The 21,652-nt window shown below is 66.5% G+C and carries 21 protein-coding genes; 3 read left to right on the top strand and 18 right to left on the bottom strand.

Translation table 11 applies throughout. The features are described from left to right. Window positions 1–11: 11 nt before the first annotated feature. Window positions 12–494, top strand: coding sequence for a cyclic pyranopterin monophosphate synthase MoaC (moaC, locus tag J2X20_RS16150; RefSeq protein WP_310266611.1), 483 nt, complete (start codon window positions 12–14; stop codon window positions 492–494). Here the strand turns inward: moaC and J2X20_RS16145 are convergent, their stop codons facing one another. The 17 genes from J2X20_RS16145 to recA all read right to left on the bottom strand — a co-directional run bounded on the left by J2X20_RS16145 (window position 495) and on the right by recA (window position 18,237). After that, complete coding sequence (locus J2X20_RS16145) at window positions 495–2,171, bottom strand: PglL family O-oligosaccharyltransferase (protein ID WP_310266609.1); 1,677 nt, start codon at window positions 2,169–2,171, stop codon at window positions 495–497. Between the two features lie 68 nt (window positions 2,172–2,239). Further along, window positions 2,240–3,808 (bottom strand): NAD(P)/FAD-dependent oxidoreductase, encoded by a 1,569-nt coding sequence (locus J2X20_RS16140; RefSeq protein ID WP_310266607.1) that lies wholly within the window; start codon window positions 3,806–3,808, stop codon window positions 2,240–2,242. Then, window positions 3,805–4,215: a GtrA family protein gene (locus tag J2X20_RS16135; RefSeq protein WP_310266605.1), complete on the bottom strand. Its 411-nt coding sequence runs from the start codon at window positions 4,213–4,215 to the stop codon at window positions 3,805–3,807. The genes J2X20_RS16140 and J2X20_RS16135 overlap by 4 nt, the downstream gene beginning before the upstream one ends. A 2-nt stretch (window positions 4,216–4,217) precedes the next feature. Next, complete coding sequence (locus tag J2X20_RS16130; protein ID WP_310266604.1) at window positions 4,218–6,101, bottom strand: hypothetical protein; 1,884 nt, start codon at window positions 6,099–6,101, stop codon at window positions 4,218–4,220. 138 nt (window positions 6,102–6,239) lie between these two features. Beyond that, on the bottom strand, window positions 6,240–6,671 hold the full coding sequence (locus J2X20_RS16125) for a GtrA family protein (RefSeq protein WP_310266601.1): 432 nt from the start codon (window positions 6,669–6,671) through the stop codon (window positions 6,240–6,242). Window positions 6,672–6,678: 7 nt separating this feature from the next. Then, a complete protein-coding gene (locus tag J2X20_RS16120; protein ID WP_310266599.1) occupies window positions 6,679–8,574 on the bottom strand; it encodes a hypothetical protein in 1,896 nt (631 codons plus the stop codon). A 67-nt stretch (window positions 8,575–8,641) separates the two neighbouring features. Further along, the gene (locus tag J2X20_RS16115; protein WP_310266597.1) at window positions 8,642–9,109 is read right to left on the bottom strand and encodes a pilin; all 468 of its coding nucleotides are present in this window, start codon (window positions 9,107–9,109) and stop codon (window positions 8,642–8,644) included. A 239-nt stretch (window positions 9,110–9,348) separates the two neighbouring features. Then, window positions 9,349–10,134 carry a 3',5'-cyclic-nucleotide phosphodiesterase gene (locus tag J2X20_RS16110; protein WP_310266595.1) on the bottom strand — a complete coding sequence of 262 codons (786 nt, stop codon included), beginning with the start codon at window positions 10,132–10,134 and terminating at the stop codon, window positions 9,349–9,351. 166 nt (window positions 10,135–10,300) lie between these two features. Continuing rightward, entirely contained in the window at window positions 10,301–10,951 is a 651-nt protein-coding gene (locus tag J2X20_RS16105) for an FHA domain-containing protein (protein ID WP_310266592.1), read from the bottom strand. Window positions 10,952–11,001: 50 nt separating this feature from the next. Continuing rightward, window positions 11,002–11,799: a Stp1/IreP family PP2C-type Ser/Thr phosphatase gene (locus tag J2X20_RS16100; RefSeq protein WP_310266590.1), complete on the bottom strand. Its 798-nt coding sequence runs from the start codon at window positions 11,797–11,799 to the stop codon at window positions 11,002–11,004. After that, the gene (locus J2X20_RS16095; protein WP_310266588.1) at window positions 11,796–12,917 is read right to left on the bottom strand and encodes a serine/threonine-protein kinase; all 1,122 of its coding nucleotides are present in this window, start codon (window positions 12,915–12,917) and stop codon (window positions 11,796–11,798) included. Before J2X20_RS16095 ends, J2X20_RS16100 begins: the two co-directional genes overlap by 4 nt. A gap of 10 nt (window positions 12,918–12,927) precedes the next feature. Continuing rightward, the gene (locus J2X20_RS16090) at window positions 12,928–13,623 is read right to left on the bottom strand and encodes a TerC family protein (protein WP_310266584.1); all 696 of its coding nucleotides are present in this window, start codon (window positions 13,621–13,623) and stop codon (window positions 12,928–12,930) included. Between the two features lie 132 nt (window positions 13,624–13,755). After that, a complete protein-coding gene (gene sucD / locus J2X20_RS16085; RefSeq protein WP_310266581.1) occupies window positions 13,756–14,649 on the bottom strand; it encodes a succinate--CoA ligase subunit alpha in 894 nt (297 codons plus the stop codon). Window positions 14,650–14,670: 21 nt separating this feature from the next. After that, entirely contained in the window at window positions 14,671–15,831 is a 1,161-nt protein-coding gene (sucC, locus tag J2X20_RS16080; protein WP_310266579.1) for an ADP-forming succinate--CoA ligase subunit beta, read from the bottom strand. 25 nt (window positions 15,832–15,856) lie between these two features. Further along, window positions 15,857–16,435, bottom strand: a complete 579-nt coding sequence (locus J2X20_RS16075) for a DUF2889 domain-containing protein (RefSeq protein WP_310266576.1) — start codon at window positions 16,433–16,435, stop codon at window positions 15,857–15,859. Between the two features lie 176 nt (window positions 16,436–16,611). Next, window positions 16,612–17,160, bottom strand: a complete 549-nt coding sequence (locus J2X20_RS16070; protein WP_310266573.1) for a RecX family transcriptional regulator — start codon at window positions 17,158–17,160, stop codon at window positions 16,612–16,614. A gap of 33 nt (window positions 17,161–17,193) precedes the next feature. Beyond that, window positions 17,194–18,237: a recombinase RecA gene (gene recA, locus J2X20_RS16065; protein ID WP_310266570.1), complete on the bottom strand. Its 1,044-nt coding sequence runs from the start codon at window positions 18,235–18,237 to the stop codon at window positions 17,194–17,196. A gap of 175 nt (window positions 18,238–18,412) precedes the next feature. On the opposite strand from recA, the gene J2X20_RS16060 reads away from it, so the two are divergent. Continuing rightward, the gene (locus tag J2X20_RS16060) at window positions 18,413–19,084 is read left to right on the top strand and encodes a response regulator (protein ID WP_119040402.1); all 672 of its coding nucleotides are present in this window, start codon (window positions 18,413–18,415) and stop codon (window positions 19,082–19,084) included. 96 nt (window positions 19,085–19,180) lie between these two features. Beyond that, complete coding sequence (locus tag J2X20_RS16055; RefSeq protein ID WP_310267860.1) at window positions 19,181–20,626, top strand: sensor histidine kinase; 1,446 nt, start codon at window positions 19,181–19,183, stop codon at window positions 20,624–20,626. Here the strand turns inward: J2X20_RS16055 and J2X20_RS16050 are convergent. Further along, entirely contained in the window at window positions 20,613–21,560 is a 948-nt protein-coding gene (locus J2X20_RS16050) for a hypothetical protein (RefSeq protein WP_310266563.1), read from the bottom strand. The genes J2X20_RS16055 and J2X20_RS16050 overlap by 14 nt on opposite strands. Window positions 21,561–21,652 lie beyond the last annotated feature (92 nt).

Here is a 21,652-nt window from a genome sequence, read left to right as displayed (position 1 = left end):
TGTTTCTCGGCATGACAACCCCCTTGACCCACTTCGACGCCCAGGGCCAGGCCCATATGGTGGACGTGTCGGCCAAGGCCGAGACCCACCGTGTCGCCGTCGCGGCCGGCGAGATCCGCATGCAGCCGCAAACCTTCGCGCTGATCGCCAGCGGCACGGCCAGGAAGGGCGATGTGCTGGGCGTGGCGCGCATCGCGGCCATCCAGGGCGCGAAGCGCTGCTCCGACCTGGTGCCGCTGTGCCACCCGCTGCCCATCACGCGCGTCAAGGTCGAGTTCGACCTCGACGAGGCCGGCAGCCGCGTGCTGTGCCGCGCCCAGGTCGAGACCCTGGGCCGCACCGGCGTCGAGATGGAAGCGCTGTGTGCCGTGCAGGTCGGGCTGCTCACGATTTACGACATGTGCAAGGCGGCCGACCGCGGCATGGTCATTGACCGCGTGCGCGTGCTCGAGAAGCAGGGCGGCAAGAGCGGCGACTGGCGCGCCGCCGTGTGATCAGCGCAGCGTGCGCCAGTCGACGACGCCGGAAGCCGGCTGGCATTGCGGCATGGCCGGTGCCGAGGCGGCGTCCTCGCAGCTGGCGAACCAGTTGTCGCCGGTCGGGTTGCGGAACTCGCGCAGGCGGTCGGCGAGAAAGCGCGCACCTTGCGTGTCGCCGGTCTTCTCCAGCGACTGCGACCAGTGCATCAGCAGCCGTGCATCGATGAGGTTGAAGGCGGTGCGGCGCGCGGCCTCCAGCGCGAGCGGCCCGGGCGGCTGGCTGGTGGCGGCGGCGTAGTCGGCCTGATGGCTGAAGAACACCGAGTGCTGACCGGTGGCGATACGCTGGCCCAGGGGGGCAGCGTCTTCGGCGGGGGCGTAGATGACGACGATGCGGTGGTAGTCCCACAGCGCGAAGGCGCAGCCGGTGATCAGCAGGCCGCCGAGGATCTCCCACAGCGCCGGGCCGGCCGGCCTGGCCGGCGCGTCCGCCGGCAGCGTGAGGCCAAAGGCAAAGCAGGCCGGCAGCAGGAAGTAGGCATACCAGAGCGGGTACTCGAGCAGGCTGTGCAGGCCGATGGTCAGCACGATCATCAATGCGGCGCGGCGCAGCGGCGTGTCTTCGTCATCACGCAGGGCGCCGCGCCAGGCCTTCCACAGCGCCCAGCCCAGCAGGGCCAGCACGGCGCCGGCCCAGGGCAGGCCGAGTTCGACGGCCAGCTGCGAGGGCAGGTTGTGGGTGTGGTCGAAGAAGGCGATGGGTCGGGTCGGGAAGGGGCTCAGGCTCCAGGCGAAATTGAATTCGCCCCAGCCGACGCCGAAGATCGGATTCGCCAGCGTCAGCGCCCAGGCGTCGCGCAGGATGGCCAGGCGCGACGGCGAACCGGCACCCTCGGACAGGCGTGACGCCGCGCCGAAGGCATGGCCGCTCTCGGCCGACCACAGCGAGATCAGCAGCCAGCTGACGCCCAGCATCAGCGGCGTGGCCAGCAGCGACAGGCGTGCACCGCGCGACAGCTTGCGGTCGATGATGCCCCACAGGGCCAGCATGCCGATGCCGATGAAGCCGGTGCGCGAGGCGCTCAGCACGACGGTGAAGACGCAGGCGAACAGCAGCGCCGGCAGGGCCTGGCGCCACTGGCGTTTCTCGGTGATGAAGACCGCGGCGACGGCGGCCCACATCATCAGGCTGGCGAGGTGGTTGGGCTGGCGCAGATTGCTGACGGCGCGACCCGGGATGCCCGAGCGCGCGATGACATCACCATCGGCCAGGCCGGGGATGAAGACCTGGACGAGGCTGACGACGATATTGAGCAGGCCCGCCACCAGCAGGCCCCAGCACAGGGCTTCGGCGGCGTGGCTGCGCAGCTCGCGCGGCAGGCCCTGCGCGATGAGCAGGACGGCCAGGCCGGTGCCGATGACCGCCGTGGCGCTGAAGCCCAGCGAGGCGGGCAGGTGGCGCCAGACCACCGACACCATGGGCGCCGCCAGCAGCAGGGCCAGGGCCGAGGCGGCGGGGCTTTTCAGGCCGGCGCGCCAACCGGGCGTGTGGCGCGCCCACAGCAGCAGGGCAGCGCCCCAGCCGGCGATGGCGAGCAACTGGTTGTAGAGCGTGGCCGCCGGCGTCTGGTTGAAGGCCAGCAGCATCGGCAGGGCCGCGGCCAGCGCGATGCCGGCAAAGGCGGGGGTCACAGGGGTAGAAGGAGATGTCGCGGCAGACATGGGCGCGCATGATGGCATGTGCGGGACCTCGCTGACCTTCAGTTCTTCTTCTCCGCTTCCTCGTGATAGTCGTCGTCGATGTTGACGGCCCAGATCGCTTCGCGACCCGCGCCGCCGTTCAGGATGGCCTGGGCGGCCAGGCGCGCCGACAGCATGGAATGGTCCTGGTTGTTGTAGCGGTGCATGCCGTTGCGGCCGCACAGATAGAGGTTGTCCAGGCCGTCCAGCCAGGCGCGCAGTTCGTCGAAGCGCTGGAAGGCCGCGCCGAAATAGCCCGGGTAGGCCTTGGGCTGGCGCAGCACGGTGGCGTCCAGCAGCTCGGCCTCGTCGGCCAGGCCCAGTTGCTGCATCTCGCGCACGGCCAGCTGCTTCAACGCGTCCTCGCTCATGGCCCACAGGTCGTCGTCATCGCGGGCGAAGAACTCCAGGCCGAGCCAGACGGTGTCCGGATCGGCCACCATATAGGGGCTCCAGTTGTTGAAGACCTGCACGCGGCCCACCTTCACACCGGGCTCCTGGATGTAGATCCAGTTGTCGTTGACATGGCGGGCCTTGCCGGACACCTTGGGGCTCATGCGGCGGTAGAGCAGGCCGACGGTGATGAAGTCGCGGTACTCCAGGCCCGAGGCAATGGCCAGGGCGGGCGCGTCGGGGGCCGGGCGCAGGGCCTGGGCGAGCTCGCGGATGGGCATGGTCGAGACGACGGCGCTGGCGTCAAAGCTCTGGCGCTGGCCGGCGGCATCACGGGCGACGACGCGCTCGACGCGGTTGTCCTGGCGATGGATCTCGTCCACTGCCCAGCCACGCAGCAGCCGCCCGCCGCGGCGCTCGAACTCGGCGGCCGCCGTCTCCCACATCTGGCCGGGGCCGTACTTGGGATAGAGGAAGCTCTCGATCAGCGAGGTGTGCTGGGTGTCGGTCTTGCCGGTGACGATCTTCTTCAGCGCCTGCTTGGCGGCGCTGCCGATGGACAGGCTCTTGATGCGCTGGGCGCCCCAGTCCGCGCTGATGTCGCGGCAGGGCACGCCCCAGACCTTCTCGGTGTAGTCCTTGAAGAACTGCAGATAGAGCTGGCGGCCGAAGCGGTTGATGAAGAAGTCTTCCAGTGTCTGCTCGGGCTGGATGGGGCGGGCCGCGGCGGCCATATAGCTGCCGGCGAATTGCAGGCAGCGCGCCAGGCCCATATTGCGCACCAGGCCCATGCCGGGCTTGAGCGGGTAGTCGAAGAACTTGCCGCCGAAATAGATGCGCGACTGGCGACTGCGGATCAGCATGACCGCGTCGTCGGCCTCGCGGGCGGTTGCTTCGTGGCTGCCGAGCAGGCGCTGCTGGCCCTGGTAGCCCAGGGGCATGTCGCCGTCATGCATGGGCCTGGCGACGGGCAGCACGTCGCGCCACCAGTCCATGACCCAGTCGGACTTGGAGAAGAAGCGATGGCCGCCGATATCGATGCGGTTGCCCTTGTAGGCCACCGTCTTGGAGATGCCGCCTATGGCATCCGTGGCTTCGAGGATGGTGACTTGCGGGTAGCCGGCGCGCAGCAACTCGAGGCCCGCGGTGAGGCCGGCAGGGCCGGCGCCGATGATGAGAGTGGGAGCTGGTGTCATCGTGACGTACTGATTGCCGCCTGGCGGGTTGTGAACAACAAGTTCTTGCGCAGGCCGAAATTGAACAGGAACACGCCGCAGGCGCTGCCCAGCTTGGCCGGCAGCGGCGCGACGCTCAGCTGCTTGACCAGCAGCCACAGCAGCACCTCGGTCAACAGCAGGCCAGCCACGCCGATCAGCGCGAAGAGGGCGAACTCGTTGCGGCGGTCGGCTACGCGATGCTGGGAGAACGCGTGCCGCGTGCTGATCGTATAGATCAACATGAGTCCGAGGCTGAAGCCCAGGCAGGCGGACAAGGGCAGGTTGACGCCCAGGCGCAGGCTCAGGTTGAACACGGCGGTGTCCAATGTCAGCGCCGCGGCACTGGCCGCGAGGTAGAGCAGGAATTCGCGCAACGTCGATGGCATGGCTAGTTTTCTAACGCGGTCAGCTGAGAACAGGCGTAGAGGGCAAAGGTGCTAGGCAGATCCCGCCTAGCGGGAGGCTGCCAGGTGGCCAGTGGCTGCAGCTTGAGCTGGTCGGGAAGCACGAGAAAGTCCGGTGAATCGGGTTGGCTGCACAGGGTTGCCAGGCGCGCCTGAGCGGGCATTTCGCACTGGGCCAGTGCGATGCGGTCCCGGCTGAGCAAGGCACCGTTGATGCATCGCTCGCGATCCTCGCCGATCAGGCGGTACGACTCCTTGCGGGGACCGAAGATCAGCGCGGTATGGCGGTTAAATACCACGCCTGCACCCTGTTGCTGCGAGAAGTGGCTGATGCGCCCGAGCAGGCCCCAGGTGGGCACCAACTGATGAGCCCAGTAGACCGACGCGTTTGCGGGTACATGAGCGACAAAGGGATGATCCGCTCCCGAAGAGGACTCCACGACCCGCGCAAAGTCGGAACGTTGGTCCCAGTTGGCCAGGGCGCCAAACAGCAACAGCGCGCTCAGCGGCACTGCGAGCCACGCGCCGACGCGGTGCCGGTGGCTGATGCACAGCAGCGCCGCAAAGCCGGCGACTGCCACCGTCGGGAAGGCTGCGACCTTGATGAAGCGGGCGCCCCACTCGGCGCTCTGAGACTTCCAGCCCTGCAGCTGCAGCAGGCCGTCGAGTTGATAGGCAGAGAGTCCGATGATGCAAAGCAGGATGCCAGCGCAGCTCAGCCACACCGTAGGACGGGAAGCATGACGAATGCGCGAGGCCGCCAGCGACGTGACCGCCCACAGCAGCAGTGTCGGCACGCCATGGTCCATGCCGATATGAAAGTTCAGCAGTGCCAGCCCCAGTGCGCAGGCACTGGCTCTCCAAAGCCCGTTCAGTCTCCAGAGCTGGGCGATCAGCCATGGTGCCAGCGCCATGGCCAACAGATGCGAGATCCAATGCGCGCGCCACAACTGCAGCTGCGTCAACAGCACTGAGTGAAAGACATCGGCACCGATCGCGGTCAGCCCAATCAGCGCCGCGGTTGTGGTGACGGCGGCAAGGACCAGGCGCGTCCACGCGTCCGACGGGCGTATGCGCGTCACGGTCAGCAGGATGGCGAGATCCAGTACCACCATCAGATGATCTTCAAGAGTCCAGTTCTCTAGCAGGAGATGATGGCTGCCGGTCTCGAAGACGGACCACCAGTACGGGTCATAGGTCTTCAGCAAGCCATTCCAGGGCGGCGCACCCGTCGCCGCCGCTACCAGGGCCAGAGGAACCGCAGCGAGCAGCCAGAGCCAGCGGCGGTCGGCTTGCACCAGATAGCACCAGCTCAATGACATGACAGGCAAAGCCATCAGCGGATGAAATAGCGCCGCAACAACCTGCAGGGCCCCAGTTGCAAGCGGCCGTCCGTCAAGCAGTGTCACCAGGCTCCACAGCAGCAGGGGCTCCGCAAAACTGCGCGCGGTGATGAAGGCTTCGCAGTAGCCGAACACCCAACTGCCACCGTAGATCGGTGACATCACGGCGAATGCCAGCAGGCCCCAACCGATGGACTGCCACGAGGCCTCGAAGCGCCTCAGCAACGCTGCCACGCCGCCAAGCATGAGAAGCCAACTGATCGTCAGCAAGGCGATGTGCGTAGTCAGTCGGCCCAGGTGCTCATACAAGGGCACCATCAGATGGGCGTAGATGGAATAGCGATCCTGCGAGCCGCTGGAAAAAAAGACATCCTGGCTCAGTTGGGGTGCGGTGGAATGAAGCAGCGCCTGCCCGAGGTAGAGAACGCCGTCGTGACGAAGACCTTCATATGGATGCGCCATGACCAGCCAGGCCAGGATGGACAACAAGGCGGCGAGACGACGCGATAGGGAAGAAGCGTGCATGCGTACAGGGCTGTTCCAACAAAAAGGTGCCGAAGCCCCTTCTCGAATCAAGGCGGCGAGCCGTCCCAAGGTGTCAGGAGGACACGTTGTTCTTCATTGCCGCGTCGGGCAGCGGGCCGGCGGCGACGATGCGGGCGGTCAAAGGCTGGGTTCCAAGCGGCTGTCGGTCGCGGGGCGACGGCGCGCAGGGTTGAACAGCAGCGCCTTGCGAACGCCGAAGTTGAAGAAGAACACCAGGCAGGCCGTGATCAGCTTGGCGTTGACGGGCGCCACATGCAGTCGCAGGACGAGCAGCCACAGCAGGGCCTCCGTCAGCATGAGGCCGGCGAGGCCGATCGCCACGAAGGCGGCGAACTCGCTGGAGCGATCCTGCAGGCGGCGCACGCGGAAGACGAATTTCACGCTGCACAGGTAGGCGCAGCTGACACCGGCAATGAATCCCAGCGCGGCTGCGGCTGCCAAGGGCAAGCCGAGAGCGAGGGCGCCGGCGTAGACGGCGGTGTCCAACAGCAGCGCCAGGGCGCTGCAGCCGAGATAGCCCGCCAGCTCACGGGCGGCGCGGGCTTGCATCCAGTGCTTAACGGAATGAAGAGCAGGCATAGAGGTATTGGGTCTTCAACGGTCCATGACCTTGGGGAATGTTCCAGACGGCCAGGGGGCTGTGCGAATAGGGCTCGGCGGAAACGACGAATTGCAGATCTGCCGCCATCTGACAGATGCCCTGGATCTCATGTTCCGCCAATGAATAGCAAGGCGCGGACCCGTTCGGCAATTTGCCCAGCAGCATCGTGAATACCTCGCAACTCGTGCGACGTCGGCCGAGGGCGCGAAAGGCCTGATGCCGTTGATCCCAGGCGCGAGCGGTGGCTTCGTTGAAAAGTGCGCCGGCGCCCTGGGCCGGCGAGTAGTAGCTTGGACGCTTGAGCAGGAACCACGCGGCGGCGAGGCTGTTGTCCCAGTACACCTCGGTGCCTTCGGGAACAAAGGCCTCGAAGGGATGGGGGGTGTGGAGATGACTCTCGAGATAGCGCTCGAGCGGCGGGCGCCGATCCCAGAGCAGGGCCCCCGTCAGCGCCAACGCGATCGCGGACGCGGGCAGGCCGTAAGCCAGGGCCTTGCGGATGAGCGGCGCCCTGGCGCGCCAGTGTGCTTGCCAGAGCCAGGCCAGGGCGGCGAGGGCGGGCAGGGCGGAGACGATGAGCGCGATGCCCAGCGGGCTGAAATCCAGGAAGATGGCGTCGTCGACGGGGATGGCGCGCTGGTGGAAGTAGTCGCTGACGCCGATGGCCAGGATGGCGAGCACTGACGTCGCGACGCTCACCCGCAGCATGAGGGTGCTGACGCTGCGCTGCGTGCGCCAGATCCACAAGTGCAGTGCGGGCCAGAGCATGCCGATCCACGCGGAGTCCCACTGCAGATTGGCCATGCTGACCACGGTCGCCATGCTGGCCGCGGTGGCCGGGCCCGAGCGGCCTTTGCGTGCGATGGCGAGCAGCAGGGTAGGCGTCAGAGCGACGGCCAAGGCCCTGACGAGCCACAGACCACGCCACAGCTGCAGTTGCGTGATCAGGACGTTGCGATAGATCTGCGAGCCCAGGACGACCAGTGCCAGCAACACGCCAACGCTGACCAGCAGCGCAGGAATCAGGCTCTTGTGCCGGTCGCGGTACAAGGGCCAAGCGCCCAACAGGATCGCGAAGCTGACGGCAATGGCGGCCCAGTTGCTGCTCCTCCAGTTCTTGACCAGCACCTGGTCGTTGGTGGCTACGAGCTTCCACCAGTCATCCGGGTACTGTTTCAGGAGGCCGTCGAAAGGCGGCTTGCCGAGAAGCGTCAGCGCGGCGACGACACCGCCCGCCAGCGGCAACAGGATCAGCCAGCGCCGGTCTCTGACGCAGCACATCAGCCAAAGACAGCCAGCGATCGGCAACGACATCAAAGGGTGTATCAGCGTTGCCAGCACCATCAGCAACCAGGCCGTCCATGGCCGGTCCTGTTGGTGCAAGCAGACCAGGCTCCAGAGCGCCAGAGGTTCCGCAAGGGTGCGTGCCGTCAAGAAGGGCTCGCAGTAGCTGAAGATGCTCAGGCCGCCGTAGAGCGGGCGCAGAAGCACCAGGGCAGCGAGGCAGAGCCAGCGTTGCCGCAAGCCCAACTGGTCGGGCAGCAGGCGCCAGATGGCGGCCAGGAAGGCCGCGTGGCAGGCTCCAAAGACAAGGGGTTGAACGAGCTGGACTTCGGCCTGCTCGAAGATGGGGCCAAAGATCAGCGCATAGATCGAGTAGCGATCCTGGGAGCCAAAGGCGAAGAAGATGTCTTGATTGAACTGGTCGGGCCGCGACCACTTGAGAGCCTGCGCCAGGTAGAGGATGGCGTCATGTCGCAAGCCCGAATAGGGCTGGGTGAGCATCCACAGGCCGATGACCGTTGCAGCGGCGCAGGTGTGGAAGACCCATCTGGTTTGCGAGGAAAGCATGTCCTGCGGAAATGAAAAAAGAGAGTTCCCGAAGGAACTCTCTTTGTGGCTCAGGCTGGCTGAAGGATCAGGAGGCCGTGTTCTTCGTGATGGCGTCGTAGACGGCCTTGTAGGCGGTGCTGTCGACGTCCGTGGAGATGGCCCAGGTCAGCGTGGTCGCCGAGGTGGAGATGTTGGGCGTGAAGGTGATGTGCTTGCCGGAGCCGACGCCAACGGTGTCAGCCAGGGTGGCCACGATGGCGCCGGTGGAGGCGGTGATCGCCACGCTAGTCACTTCCTTCGTCGCGTTGAAGTTCGGAATCGGGCCGCTGTTCAGGGTGGTGCACTGGGTCAGGTCGTTGCCGTTTTCCTGCAGGCAGACGGCCATGGCCGTCTTCAGCGAATCGACCGAGGCGAGGGCGTTGCCGACCTTGGCCTTGGCGGTGTAGTCCTTGTACTGCGGGATCGCCACAGCGGCCAGGATGCCGATGATGGCCACGACGATCATCAGTTCGATCAGGGTGAAGCCTTGTTGGGCGCGTGCTTTCAGGTTCATGTCAGTACTCCAGCGAAAGTGAGTGGTGGGAGGAGGGCACACCCCCTGAATGCAGGGGGCGTGCCAGCTTTTCGGACCGTCCAGACCGTGCAAAAGCACACGGATGGACGGCTTGAGCCCTTGATCTGACAAAAAACGTCACTTCGGGCTGACGCGTTCTGTCATTGCGCCACCCCGGGCCGCGAAACGTCAGGCAAGAAAATGGCGCCCCAAGGCGCCAGCTCCGATCTAAATTGGGGTCAGAGTGCCATTTCCTGGCCGGCCTGCAGGGCGCTGATGCGGTGCGGGCTGTTCAAGGCCTGCACGCCTTGCATGACGGCCTCGATCTCACCGGGCTTGATGTGGGTGATGCGCACATCGACGCTGCCGGCCAGCTGGGCCAATTCGTGGCCGAGGTCGGCGGGGCACAGATGCTGGCTGACATGCGCCACTTCGGCCTCGTCATCGCTGAAGGCGGTCTCGATGACGAGGTGGGACAGGCGCAGGCCGGCCAGGCGCTGCCACAGCGCCGGGTTGGGGCCGGTATCGCCGGTGAAGACCCAATGGGCATGGCCGCTGGCTGCGCCGGCATCCACGGCGAAGCCGACGGCGGGCACGGTGTGGGCGGCCGGCAGCACTTCGATGAAGCGGCCGCCGAGGTCGACGCGGTCGCCGATCTGGAAGGGATGCAGGCTCAGCACGGGCGCGTCGCGGCTGGGCAGGGCGGTGAAATCGGGCCAGATCACGCCATTGAAGATGTGCTGGCGCAGGGCGGCCAGCGTCTCGGGCAGGGCATGGACCTGGATGGGCGGGCGGCCGGCGGCGGCGCGCATGCGCAGCACGGCATCGGCCAGCAGCGGGATGCCCAGCACATGGTCCAGATGGGAGTGGCTGAGCAGGATATGGTCGATGGCCGCCAGGGCGTCCAGGGGCAGGTCGCCCACGCCGGTGCCGGCGTCGATGAGGACATCGGCGTCGAGCAGGAATGCGGTGGTCTTGTAGCCGGCGGCAATGGCGCCGGAGCAGCCCAGGACGCGGATATTCATGCGGGTGCGTGACTTGGATTGGGTGCCACGCGTCAGGCGAGGCAGAGCCAAGAATGTACGCACCCGCCCAGGCGGTCGGACGGTCGGATTACCGAGTTGGGGGTGTCGCTATCGTGAGGAAGTCACAGCAGCCGCGAAGCCCCGCGGCCGGCTTGCTCGACGGCGCCTAACCCTGGATGAACTGCATCTGCGTGCCGGCGAGTTCGATCAGGTCGCCGGTGCGCAATGCAATCGATTCGCCCGTCAGCGGGATGCCGTTGACGCTGGGGCGATGAGCGCCCTCGACGTGAGCGAAGACATAGCCGGTGGGCCGCTTGGTGATGGAGGCGACCTGCACGCCGGGCTTGCCCAGCGTCGTGACGACCTTGGTCAGCGCGACTTCGCGACCGGCGGCGGCGCCGGTCAGCACCTTGATGGAGGCCGGGCCGATGGCGGCGGCACCCAGCGCACCGAAGGAAGAGCCCAGGCCCAGGTTCGGCGGTGCGCCGGAACCGGGCTTGAGGATCATGGTCTTCTCGTAGTCGCCGCCGTCGTTGAGCAGGAACTTGATCTTGTACTTGCCGATCTCAACGGTGTCGTTGTCCGCCAGCAGCTGCTTCTTGATGGCCTTGCCGTTGATATAGGTGCCGTTGGTGGAGTTGAGGTCTTCGATGAAGACGTCAGCGCCGACCATCTGCAGCACGGCGTGCTCGCCGCTGACCGCGAGATTGTCGATGACGATGTCGTTGTAGGGACGGCGCCCGAGCGTCGTCTTGTCCTTGGTGATCTGCACTTCCTTGATCACGACGCCGTCGAGCGAAACCACCAGTTTGCCCATTTATGACCTCAAGTTCTGTTGTTCGTGCCGTGACTCAGTGCAGGAGCAAATCAATTGCCGCCTCGTCGACCGAAGGGCCACCAGCCCCGCCCCTCGGCTCGCTGGCGGCCTTCTGCGCGGGCCAGGATGAGCGCGATGTTATCGCGCCCGCCACTGTCATTGGCCGCGTTGATCAGAGCGCGTGCGGCTTCGGGCAAGGCCGGATTGCCGTTGAGCAGGTTCGCAAGGCTGTCGTCGTCGAGCATGTCGGACAGGCCATCGGAGCAAAGTAAGTAAGTGTCGCCGGGCTGGACCTCGTGCAGATGCAGCTCCATCAGCACCGTGTCCTCGACCCCGACGGCGCGCGTGACCAGGTTCTTGTTGCTGGAAAACGCCGCTTCCTCGACGGTCAGCAGACCGGCGTCGATCTGCTCCTGCAGCAGTGAGTGGTCGCGGGTGATCTGCATCAGGCGGCCGGCGCGCAGGCGGTAGGCGCGCGAGTCGCCGACGTGGCCGAGCAGCAGGCCTTCGGGGCGGAAGACGCCCAGCACCAGCGTCGTGCCCATGCCGGCATAGCGCGGATTGGTGTTGGCGGCATTGAAGATGGCGCGGTTGGCGTTGTCCACGCAGATGTCCATCGCGCGCTTGACTTCACCGGCCCGGGCCTCGCGGCCGGCGTCCTTGAGCCAGCGGCCCAGCTCGGAACTGACGAAGCTGGTCAGCATCTGGCTGGCGACTTCGCCGGCGTTGTAGCCGCCCATGCCGTCAGCCAGCACGGCCAGGCCCGCGGCCTCGTCCAGGGCGACGGAATCTTCGTTGTTGTCGCGCGCACGTCCCACGTCGGTGGCGCTGAAGAACTCCAGGGTCATGGGGTTTGCGGGGGCTCGTGGGGCTCGGCGGAGGAGCGGGGATTCTGCCCTGCTTCCCCGGGCGCCAAGCGCAGTGTTTGTGCGAAGGCCGCATCCTGGGGGGTGGCGGCCTCGGGCGGGGCGGGTTCCTCGGCCTGCATGCCCAGCACCAGGATGGCTTCCAGGTCGCGGGCCATCTGCTCGCCGCTGGGATAGCGCAACTCCGGGCGCTTTTCCAGGGCCAGGGCCAGCACCAGGGCGAGGGGCTCGGGCAGGCTGGGGCGGTAGGTGCGGATGTCGGGAGCGGGCTCGGTCGCAATTTGTTGCATCAATCGCGCCATCGACTCGCTCTGGTGCGGCAGGGTGCCGCACAGCAGCTGGTAGAGCAGCACGCCCAGGGAATAGAGGTCACTGCGGCCGTCCACGGTCAGGCCGGCGAGCTGCTCGGGCGACATGAAGGACGGCGTGCCCAGCACGAGTCCGGTGCGCGTGCGGCTGCCGTCGCCGACGCGGGCGATGCCGAAGTCCATCAGCTTGAGGCTGCCGTTGATGCGGTCCAGCATCACATTGGCCGGCTTGATGTCGCGGTGCACCACGCCCTGGCTGTGCGCATAGGCCAGGGCGCGGGCCAGGCGCGCGCCGATCTGCACGACTTCCCGGGCGGGCAGCAGCTGGCCGGCCTTGGTGAAGCTGCTGAGGTCGCGGCCGAGCACGTATTCCAGGGCCAGCCAGCTGTCGTTGCCGTCCTGGCCGGCGTCCACAACCTGCAGGATGTCGGGATGCTCGAGCTGGCGCGCCGCGCGGGCTTCGCGCATAAAACGCTCGCGCACATCGGCCAGGTCTTCGGCGGAGAACTCGCGGCTCAGCGCCAGGCGCTTGATGGCCACCTGGCGGCCGGTGGAGCGCTGCGTGGCCTTGTAGACGACGGCCATGGCGCCGCGGCCGATCTCGGCACCGAGCTCGAAATCATGCAGATCAGGCGGCGGAGCCACCGGCTTGGCCTGGGTTGGCGAGGCGCCGGGTGCCTGGGTCTGCTGGACGGCCGGCAGGGTCGACAGCTCGCTGGGTGGCGCATCGGCAGGGCCGGCCACCCGGCCGACGAGGCGCTGCCAGAAGCTTGTTTTGCCGCCGCTTGCCATGCGGCCGATCTTAGGCGCCCTGGGCCTTGCCGCGGCGGGCCAGGGCCATGCCGACGGCGACGACGAGAACGGCGCAGCTGATGCTGACCGCGTAGTCCAGGCCATGCATATGGGCCTCGAACCATTCGTGCACGGCCGCGTCCGTCGTCGCCATCTCGCCGGCGACGAAGCCCAGCAGGGCCGCGCCCAGCGTGATGATGACGGGGAAGCGCTCCATCAGCTTCAGCAGCAGCGTGCTGCCGAAGATGATGAGGGGAATGGACAGGCCCAGACCGATGATGAGCAGGATCAGCCGGGCGCCTTCGGGTGCGCTGTTGGCGGCCGCCGCGACGGCGATGACGTTGTCCAGGCTCATGACCAGGTCGGCGATCAGGATGGTGCGGATGGCTACCCAGACGCTGCTGCTGGCATGCACGTCGGCGTCGTCATCGCTGTCGGCCAGCAGCTGCACGCCGATCCACAGCAGCAGCACCGCGCCGATGAGCTTGAGCCAGGGCAGCTGCAGCAGCTGCACAGCGAACAGCGTCAGCACGACGCGCAGCACGATGGCGGCGCCGCTGCCGAAGACGATGGCCTTCTTCTGCTGGTCGGCCGCCAGGTTGCGCGCGGCCAGTGCGATGACGACGGCGTTGTCGCCAGACAGCAGGATATTGACCCAGATGATCTTCAGCAGGGCGATGAAGAAGGCGGCGTTCAGCAGGTCCATGGCGAATTCAGAAGGGTGACGCGCAAGTGTCGTTGCGCTCGAGGTGCATGTACCTGGGTGCAACTACGCAGGCAAAGGGAATGAAAAAGGGGCCGTTCGGTGAACGGCCCCCGTCAGCGGCACCAGGCCGGTTTACAGCAGCGCTTTCAGCAGCTTGCCCATCTCGGACGGGTTGCGCGTGACCGTGAAGCCGCACTCTTCCATGATGGCGAGCTTGGCATCGGCCGTGTCGGCGCCGCCGGAGATCAGCGCGCCGGCATGGCCCATGCGCTTGCCCGGAGGGGCGGTGACGCCGGCGATGAAGCCGACGATGGGCTTCTTCATGTTGGCCTTGCACCAACGCGCGGCTTCCGCCTCGTCGGGGCCGCCGATCTCGCCGATCATGATGACGGCGTCGGTGTCCGGGTCGTCGTTGAAGGCCTTCATCACGTCGATGTGCTTCAGGCCATTGATCGGGTCGCCACCGATGCCGACGGCCGACGACTGGCCGAGGCCGATCTCGGTCAGCTGGGCCACGGCTTCATAGGTCAGCGTGCCGGAGCGCGACACGACGCCGATGCGGCCCTTGCGGTGGATGTGGCCAGGCATGATGCCGATCTTGATTTCTTCCGGCGTGATCAGGCCGGGGCAGTTGGGGCCCAGCAGCAGCGTGCGCTTGCCGCCGGCGGCTTCCTTGGCCTTCATCTTGTTGCGCACTTCCAGCATGTCGCGCACCGGGATGCCTTCGGTGATGCAGATGGCCAGGTCAAGGTCGGCCTCGACGGCTTCCCAGATGGCGGCGGCAGCGCCGGCGGGCGGCACGTAGATGACGGACACGGTCGCGCCGGTCTGGCCGGCCGCTTCCTTGACGGTGGCGTAGATGGGAATCTCGCTGAACTTCTCGCCGGCCTTCTTGGGGTTCACGCCCGCGACGAAGGCGTTCTTGCCGTTGGCATAGGCCTGGCAGCCCAGGGTGTGGAACTGGCCGGTCTTGCCGGTGATGCCCTGGGTGATGACCTTGGTGTCTTTGTTGATGTAGATGGACATGTCTGATTCCTCTGGGCTGGCTTAGGCGACGGCGGCGACGATCTTGGTCGCGGCTTCGGCCATGGTGTCGGCGGCGATGATGGGCAGGCCGCTCTCGGCCAGCATCTTCTTGCCCAGTTCTTCGTTGGTGCCCTTCATGCGGACGACCAGCGGCACTTGCAGGTTCACGGCCTTGCAGGCGGTGATGACGCCTTCGGCGATGGTGTCGCACTTCATGATGCCGCCGAAGATGTTGACCAGGATGCCCTTGACGGCCTTGTTCTTCAGCATGATCTTGAAGGCCTCGGTGACCTTCTCGGCCGTGGCGCCCCCGCCAACGTCCAGGAAGTTGGCCGGCTCGCCGCCGAACAGCTTGATGGTGTCCATGGTGGCCATGGCCAGGCCGGCGCCGTTCACCAGGCAGCCGATGTTGCCGTCCAGCGAGATGTAGGCGAGGTCGAACTTGGAGGCCTCGATCTCGGCCGGATCTTCCTCATCGAGGTCGCGGTAGGCCACGATCTCGGGATGGCGGAACAGCGCGTTGGCGTCGAAGTTGAACTTCGCGTCCAGGGCCATCAGATTGCCCTTGCCGTCGCGGTTCAGCGGGTTGATCTCCACCAGCGAAGCGTCCGTGTCCATGTAGCACTTGTAGAGCTTGGCGAACAGGTCGACGGCCTGGTCGACCGTGTGGCCTTCCATGCCGATGGCGGCCGCGATCTTCCTGGACTGCTCGGTGGTGATGCCGGTCAGCGGATCGATCACTTCCGTGATGATCTTCTCGGGCGTGCTGTGGGCCACCTCTTCGATGTCCATGCCGCCTTCGCTGGAAGCGATGAAGGCGACCTTCTGCGTGGCACGATCGGTCACCAGGGAGATGTAGAACTCCTTGCCGATGTCGGCACCGTCCTCGATATAGAGGCGGCGGACCTTCTGGCCTTCGGGACCGGTCTGGTGGGTCTTGAGCTGCATGCCCAGGATGCCCTCGGCCTTGGCCTTCACGTCCTCGATGGACTTGGCCACCTTGACGCCGCCACCCTTGCCGCGGCCGCCGGCGTGGATCTGTGCCTTGACGACCCAGACCGGGCCACCCAGCTTCTGGGCGGCTTCAACGGCTTCCTGCACGGTGAAGGCGGGGATGCCGCGCGGCACCGGCACGCCGAACTGGCGCAGGATTTCTTTGCCCTGGTATTCGTGGATTTTCATGGCTGGGTCTCTCGGGTCGGGGAAGTCAGGATTCTGAGGTGGCGGGCTGAACAGCAGCTTGCTGGTGCCAGCGCGGGTAGAACTTGGCGACGGTGGCGCTGTCGCGGCGCAGCGCGTGACAGCGGTCGAGCTGGAAAGGCGGATTGCCGGCGGCATCGCCCTCGCGGGTGTCGATGACCGAGCCGGCCATGGCCTGGATGACGGCTGTCGGCAGGATCTGGCAGAGCTCGGTGATGTGGGTACAGCCCCGCGTGCCGCCCAGGCGCTCGGTCACGGCCTGGCGGAAACCCTTCATCAGGTTCAGGCCGACCAGCCGGCGGTAGGCGTCGCCGTGCTCGTTGCAGGCACCGGGATAGGGCATCCAGAGGGTGTCGGAGCTGGCGGCGGTGATGGTCAGCGTGGCGTCCACGGTCAGATGCAGGCGCATCTCGTGGATGGGGTCGCCGGCCTTGCGGGGCACGCCGGCCAGCGGCACGTCATGCGTCTTGGTATCGATGAGGCTGGCTTCGACATCGAACAGGCCGTCATCGCGCGCGAACACCTGCACATCGAGGGCGCGGCGGTGCAGCGGGCGGCGCGTGACGGACGGGTGGGCGGCAGGCATGGAACGGGGGTATGGCAAATCACCCCGGCCTGTGCCGGGACGGGGTCAACCCGGCTTTTGCAGCGCTTTGCCAGAGGGCAAAGGGGCATGTAACCGGGTGAACCCTCGTTTTTGGGGCAGGCGGCAATGTAGCACGGAGGGTGAAAACTCCCCCTGCGCGCTCGGTCAAGCAGGCCTTAGGCCCTCAGCAAGCGGCGCACCACCTCGGGGGCAAAACCCCGTGCCAGCAGGAAACGCGTCTGGCGTGCCTGCTCGGCCGGCTCGCGCGAAGGCTCGTCGCCAAAGCGCCTTTTCCAGACCTCGCGGGCGCGTTCCAGCTCGGTTGCACGCAGGCTGGCCTGCTGCTCGGCATCGAGCTTGATGCCGTGTTGAGCCAGTTCCTGCTGGATGCGCTGGGTGCCGAAGCGGCCGGCGCGCAGATGCAGCCGGGATTCGACAAAGCGGCTTTCGTTCAGATAGCCGGCGGCAGCGAGGCTGTCGAGCAAGGCGTCGACAGTGCTCTCGCCGGCTTCACAGTCGTCTTCAGCACCTGAATGCGGCTCTGTGGCGTCGGGGGCGTCGCCCGCAGCCGCAGCCGCTGTCGCAGCCAAGCCGGCCGCCGCGCGCTCGCGCTGCTGCCGCTCAATCCGCAGCAGCTTGCGCCGCAATTCCGTGCGGCTGTGCTCGCGCTGGGCCAGCAGGCCAATGGCCCGGGCCTTCAGTGACAGCGGCCCCCGGGTCGCCATGCCTGCCGGATGCGTTCCGGGGCCGCAGCCGGCTTACTCCTCGTCGCCCTCGGCAGCGCCCAGGGCGGCGACGCCGACCGTCTCGCGGATCTTGTTCTCGATCTCACGGGCGATGTCCGGGTTCTCGCGCAGGAATTCGCGGGCGTTGTCCTTGCCCTGGCCGATCTTCTCGCCGTTGTAGGCATACCAGGCGCCGGACTTGTCGACGATCTTGTGGACCACGCCCATGTCGACGATCTCGCCCTCGCGGCTGATGCCTTCGCCATAGAGGATGTCGAACTCGGCGGTCTTGAACGGCGGGCTGACCTTGTTCTTGACGACCTTGACCTTGGTCTCGGAGCCGATGACTTCCTCGCCCTTCTTGATTGAGCCGATGCGGCGGATGTCCAGACGCACGGAGGCGTAGAACTTCAGTGCATTGCCGCCGGTGGTCGTTTCGGGCGAGCCGAACATGACGCCGATCTTCATGCGGATCTGGTTGATGAAGATGACCGTGCAGTTGGCCTTCTTGATGGTGGCGGTCAGCTTGCGCAGGGCCTGGCTCATCAGGCGGGCCTGCAGGCCGGGCAGCTGGTCACCCATCTCGCCTTCGATTTCGGCCTTGGGCGTCAGCGCCGCGACCGAGTCGATGACGATGAGGTCCACCGAGCCGGAACGCACCAGGGAGTCGACGATCTCGAGGGCCTGTTCGCCGGTGTCGGGCTGGCTGATGAGCAGGTCCTGCAGATTGACGCCCAGCTTCTGGGCGTACTGGATGTCCAGGGCGTGTTCGGCGTCGATGAAGGCGCAGGTGCCCTGCAACTTCTGCATCTCGGCGATGACCTGCAGGGTCAGCGTCGTCTTGCCGGAGGATTCCGGGCCGTAGATCTCGATGACGCGGCCGCGCGGCAGGCCGCCAACGCCCAGGGCGATGTCCAGGCCCAGGGAGCCGGTGGAGACGACCTGGATGTCTTCGATGACCTCGCCTTCACCCAGGCGCATGATGGATCCCTTGCCGAATTGCTTCTCGATCTGGGCGAGGGCGGCCTGCAGGGCCTTGGCTTTTTCGGTGTTCAGGGATTTGACGGGGGCGTCCATGCAGTTCTCCAAAGGAATGTTTGAATTATGGGGCAATCTGTATGTTTGTACAGTAGTTCTGTCCCATGATCTGAGGAAGCAGTGACCTCAGGCTTGATGGGTATTCTGTGAGCCAGGTGGCTCAAGGCATGAGCTAGCTCCTCAACACCTAACATCGGCGGCGGAGACAAGACCTATGCGCATCCTGATTGCCGAAGACGACCAAGTGCTGGCCGATGGCCTGTTGCGAGCCCTGCGCGCTTCGGGCTATGCGGTGGACCGGGTCAGCTCGGGCACCGAGGCCGATACCGCGCTGGCGACGCACGAGTTCGATCTGGTCATCCTGGACCTGGGCCTGCCGCGCCTGCATGGGCTCGAGGTGCTGCGTAAGCTGCGCGCCCGTGGCTCGACCATGCCGGTGCTGATCCTGACCGCGGCCGACAGCGTCGAGCAGCGGGTCAAGGGGCTGGATCTGGGCGCCGACGACTACATGGCCAAGCCCTTCTCGCTGCAGGAGCTGGAGGCGCGCGTGCGGGCGCTGACCCGGCGCGGCCTGGGCACGGCCAGCAGCCTCATCAAGCATGGGCCACTGACCTTCGATGCGACCGGCCGCGTGGCCTATATCAATGACCAGATGCTGGAGCTGTCGGCGCGCGAGCTGTCGCTGCTGGAGGTGCTGCTGCAGCGTGCGGGTCGTCTGGTCAGCAAGGATCAGCTCGTCGAGCGCCTGTGCGAGTGGGGCGAGGAGGTCTCGAACAACGCCATCGAGGTCTATATCCACCGCCTGCGCAAGAAGATCGAACAGGGCCCCATCCGCATCGCGACGGTTCGTGGTCTCGGCTACTGCCTAGAAAAGATCAACTCCTAAATGCCCAAGGAAAGCAGCAGCCCCGAGCCGGGCTCGCTGGTTCGGGCGGGCGCACCGGCTGCGCAGGGCTCGCTGTTCGGCGAGATCCTCGATTGGATGCTCGCCCCGCTGCTGCTGATCTGGCCGATCAGCGTGGCCCTGACCTGGCTGGTGGCCCAGGGCATCGCGAGCCGTCCCTACGACCGCGAGTTGGGCGAAATGGCGCGCAGCCTCGGCCTGCAGGTCGCGGCCGAGTCCGCACCGACCAAGGGAAGGGACCGTTATGCCCTCGCGCCCGAGGCCGCGGCCCTGCTGCGCGCGGATGCGTCGGACACGGTCTTCTATCAGGTGCTGGGCCTGCGCGGCGAGCTGCTCAGCGGCGATGCGACCCTGCCGGTGCCCACCGAGGAGGCGCCCATCGTGCCGTGGGAGCTGCACTTCCGCGATGACGAGGTCGGCACGGATGCCGTGCGCGTGGCCTATCTGTGGATCGCGCCCGAGGGCCAGGCCGGGTCGACCAAGACCATGCTGGTGCAGGTGGCCGAGACCCTGGGCAAGCGAGCGCGGCTGACCAACGAGATCATCAAGGGCGTCATCCTGCCGCAGTTCGTCATCCTGCCGCTGGCCGTGCTGCTGGTCTGGCTGGCGCTGGCGCGCGGCATCTCGCCGCTGAACGAGCTGCAGCGCCGCATCCGCTCGCGCGAGAGTTCGGACCTGTCGCCCATCGACGAGCAGCGCGTGCCCGACGAGGTGGCTCCGCTGGTGCAGGCCATCAACGACCTGCTGGCGCGGCTGGACTCGTCGATGAGCCGGCAGAAGCACTTCCTCGCCGACGCGGCCCATCAGCTGAAGACGCCGCTGGCCGGTCTGCGCACCCAGGCCGAGCTGATCCAGCGCGAGATCGATGCCGGCCGCGCCTCGCCCGAGGAGATGAAGCGCTCGCTGGCCCAGATCGCCCGTGCCAGCGAACGGGCCGCCCATATGGTCAACCAGCTGCTGGCCATGGCGCGCGCCGAGGATGCCGAGCAGGCCCTGAAGCGCGAGCCGGTCAACCTGGCCGAGATCGCCATCGACACCGTGCGCGACTTCGTCCCGAGGGCACTGGAGCGGCGCATCGACCTGGGCTATGACGGCGTAGTGCCGGACGACAGCCGGCTGCGCGTCAACGGCCAGCCGGTGCTGATCGGCGAGCTGATCCGCAACCTCGTCGACAACGCCCTGCTCTACACGCCGGCCGGAGGCCTGGTGACGGTGAGGGTGGTCGAGGACCCCTTTGGCCAGGTGGTCGTGCTGCAGGTCGAGGACACCGGGCCCGGTATCGCGCCGGCCGAGCGCGACAAGGTCTTCCAGCCCTTTTACCGGTCGCTGGGCAGCGGTGTCGAAGGCTCGGGCCTGGGCCTGGCCATCGTGCAGGAGATCGTGCAGCAGCACGAGGCCGAATTGACGCTGGACGACACCCGCCTGCGCCGCGCCGCAGGTGGCGAGTCGCCCGACGGCCAGGGGCCGGGGGCGCGGTTCACGATCCGTTTTCCGGCTTCGACATCAGGGCTCAGCGCTTCCTGAACAGGGCCTGAACTGGATCGGGCGAACGCAGCGATGCCTCTAGCTCGGCGGCGGTCTGCAGGATTCGCGCACGCCGCTGTGGATCCGCGATATCCGACACGTCATCGTATCGGTAGCTGCATTCGCCGTCCATGAAGCAGCGGAAGGCCAGGCGAATGTCCTGATCGGCCGGCCCAGCGTCAGGTGCCGTGAACCGCATCTCCGCGATCCTGGCAGCGCGTCTTGCGTCGCTGGCGGCTTCCGGTGAGATCAAGCCGCGCCAGCCTTGCGAGATCTTGTACTGGCCGTGGAGCATGAGCATCACCTCGGGATGACCTTGCCGTACGGCTTCCGCCAGCGCGGCGTCCACCTCCCCGACGGACTTGCCCCTGGCGTCCTGCAGTACGAAGAACGCCTGGATGAATTTCTGTCCTTCGATGTCGCCTGCAGCGACGTCGACCAGCACTCCACCGCCGCCACCGGCTTGCATATGGCCGCAGCCGCTCGTGACCCGTTCCCGCGCAGCCAGTCGTTTGGCGTGATCCGGATGGTTGACGTCGGCGCGCTTGAGCGGATCGCGGTCGGGGTAGTGCGACCAGAGCGTGGCTGCTATGCAAGCCTCATTGAGCGCGCGCACCGCCGCATAACTGCCGGTCCGCCTTGCCTGATGCAACTGCAGTAGCCGTGGGAACAGGTCTGAAGCGGCATAGAGCTGGCGCCAGGACGATGCGTCCTCCTGCTTCTTGGGTGCAACGGAGGTCGTGTCGTTGGTAGCCGCTGGCACGGGCTGACGGGCGGTGTTCAGGTCGGATGCCGAAGGCGCATCGCCAGTAGCTGAGACGGCGACGGGTGCTGCGCCCTTATGAGGTGTTTCAGCAGGCCAGCCCGCCCACAGCGCGGCGACGCCGGCCAAGACCGCCAGTGCTGAAAGCACAATCTTCCTGGACTTCGCCATCCCATCCCTTCCATGTGAAGGGCAGACGGTAGCTGCGCCATGGCGCCGGGAACGCCGTTCATGACGTGCCGATTCACCAGTGCCAGTGCCCC

Source organism: Roseateles saccharophilus (assembly GCF_031458095.1).
Lineage (GTDB): Bacteria > Pseudomonadota > Gammaproteobacteria > Burkholderiales > Burkholderiaceae_C > Pelomonas > Pelomonas saccharophila_A.
This window is presented reverse-complemented; position numbering and strand designations above follow the sequence as displayed.

Coding starts and splice junctions, on each gene's coding strand:
- moaC (WP_310266611.1), top strand. CDS start 12: ATGACAACCCCCTTGACCCACTTCGACGCCCAGGGCCAGGCCCATATG.
- J2X20_RS16140 (WP_310266607.1), bottom strand. CDS start 3,808: ATGACACCAGCTCCCACTCTCATCATCGGCGCCGGCCCTGCCGGCCTC.
- J2X20_RS16135 (WP_310266605.1), bottom strand. CDS start 4,215: ATGCCATCGACGTTGCGCGAATTCCTGCTCTACCTCGCGGCCAGTGCC.
- J2X20_RS16130 (WP_310266604.1), bottom strand. CDS start 6,101: ATGCACGCTTCTTCCCTATCGCGTCGTCTCGCCGCCTTGTTGTCCATC.
- J2X20_RS16125 (WP_310266601.1), bottom strand. CDS start 6,671: ATGCAAGCCCGCGCCGCCCGTGAGCTGGCGGGCTATCTCGGCTGCAGC.
- J2X20_RS16120 (WP_310266599.1), bottom strand. CDS start 8,574: ATGCTTTCCTCGCAAACCAGATGGGTCTTCCACACCTGCGCCGCTGCA.
- J2X20_RS16115 (WP_310266597.1), bottom strand. CDS start 9,109: ATGAACCTGAAAGCACGCGCCCAACAAGGCTTCACCCTGATCGAACTG.
- J2X20_RS16110 (WP_310266595.1), bottom strand. CDS start 10,134: ATGAATATCCGCGTCCTGGGCTGCTCCGGCGCCATTGCCGCCGGCTAC.
- J2X20_RS16105 (WP_310266592.1), bottom strand. CDS start 10,951: ATGGGCAAACTGGTGGTTTCGCTCGACGGCGTCGTGATCAAGGAAGTG.
- J2X20_RS16100 (WP_310266590.1), bottom strand. CDS start 11,799: ATGACCCTGGAGTTCTTCAGCGCCACCGACGTGGGACGTGCGCGCGAC.
- J2X20_RS16095 (WP_310266588.1), bottom strand. CDS start 12,917: ATGGCAAGCGGCGGCAAAACAAGCTTCTGGCAGCGCCTCGTCGGCCGG.
- J2X20_RS16090 (WP_310266584.1), bottom strand. CDS start 13,623: ATGGACCTGCTGAACGCCGCCTTCTTCATCGCCCTGCTGAAGATCATC.
- sucD (WP_310266581.1), bottom strand. CDS start 14,649: ATGTCCATCTACATCAACAAAGACACCAAGGTCATCACCCAGGGCATC.
- sucC (WP_310266579.1), bottom strand. CDS start 15,831: ATGAAAATCCACGAATACCAGGGCAAAGAAATCCTGCGCCAGTTCGGC.
- J2X20_RS16075 (WP_310266576.1), bottom strand. CDS start 16,435: ATGCCTGCCGCCCACCCGTCCGTCACGCGCCGCCCGCTGCACCGCCGC.
- J2X20_RS16070 (WP_310266573.1), bottom strand. CDS start 17,160: ATGGCGACCCGGGGGCCGCTGTCACTGAAGGCCCGGGCCATTGGCCTG.
- recA (WP_310266570.1), bottom strand. CDS start 18,237: ATGGACGCCCCCGTCAAATCCCTGAACACCGAAAAAGCCAAGGCCCTG.
- J2X20_RS16060 (WP_119040402.1), top strand. CDS start 18,413: ATGCGCATCCTGATTGCCGAAGACGACCAAGTGCTGGCCGATGGCCTG.
- J2X20_RS16055 (WP_310267860.1), top strand. CDS start 19,181: ATGCTCGCCCCGCTGCTGCTGATCTGGCCGATCAGCGTGGCCCTGACC.
- J2X20_RS16050 (WP_310266563.1), bottom strand. CDS start 21,560: ATGGCGAAGTCCAGGAAGATTGTGCTTTCAGCACTGGCGGTCTTGGCC.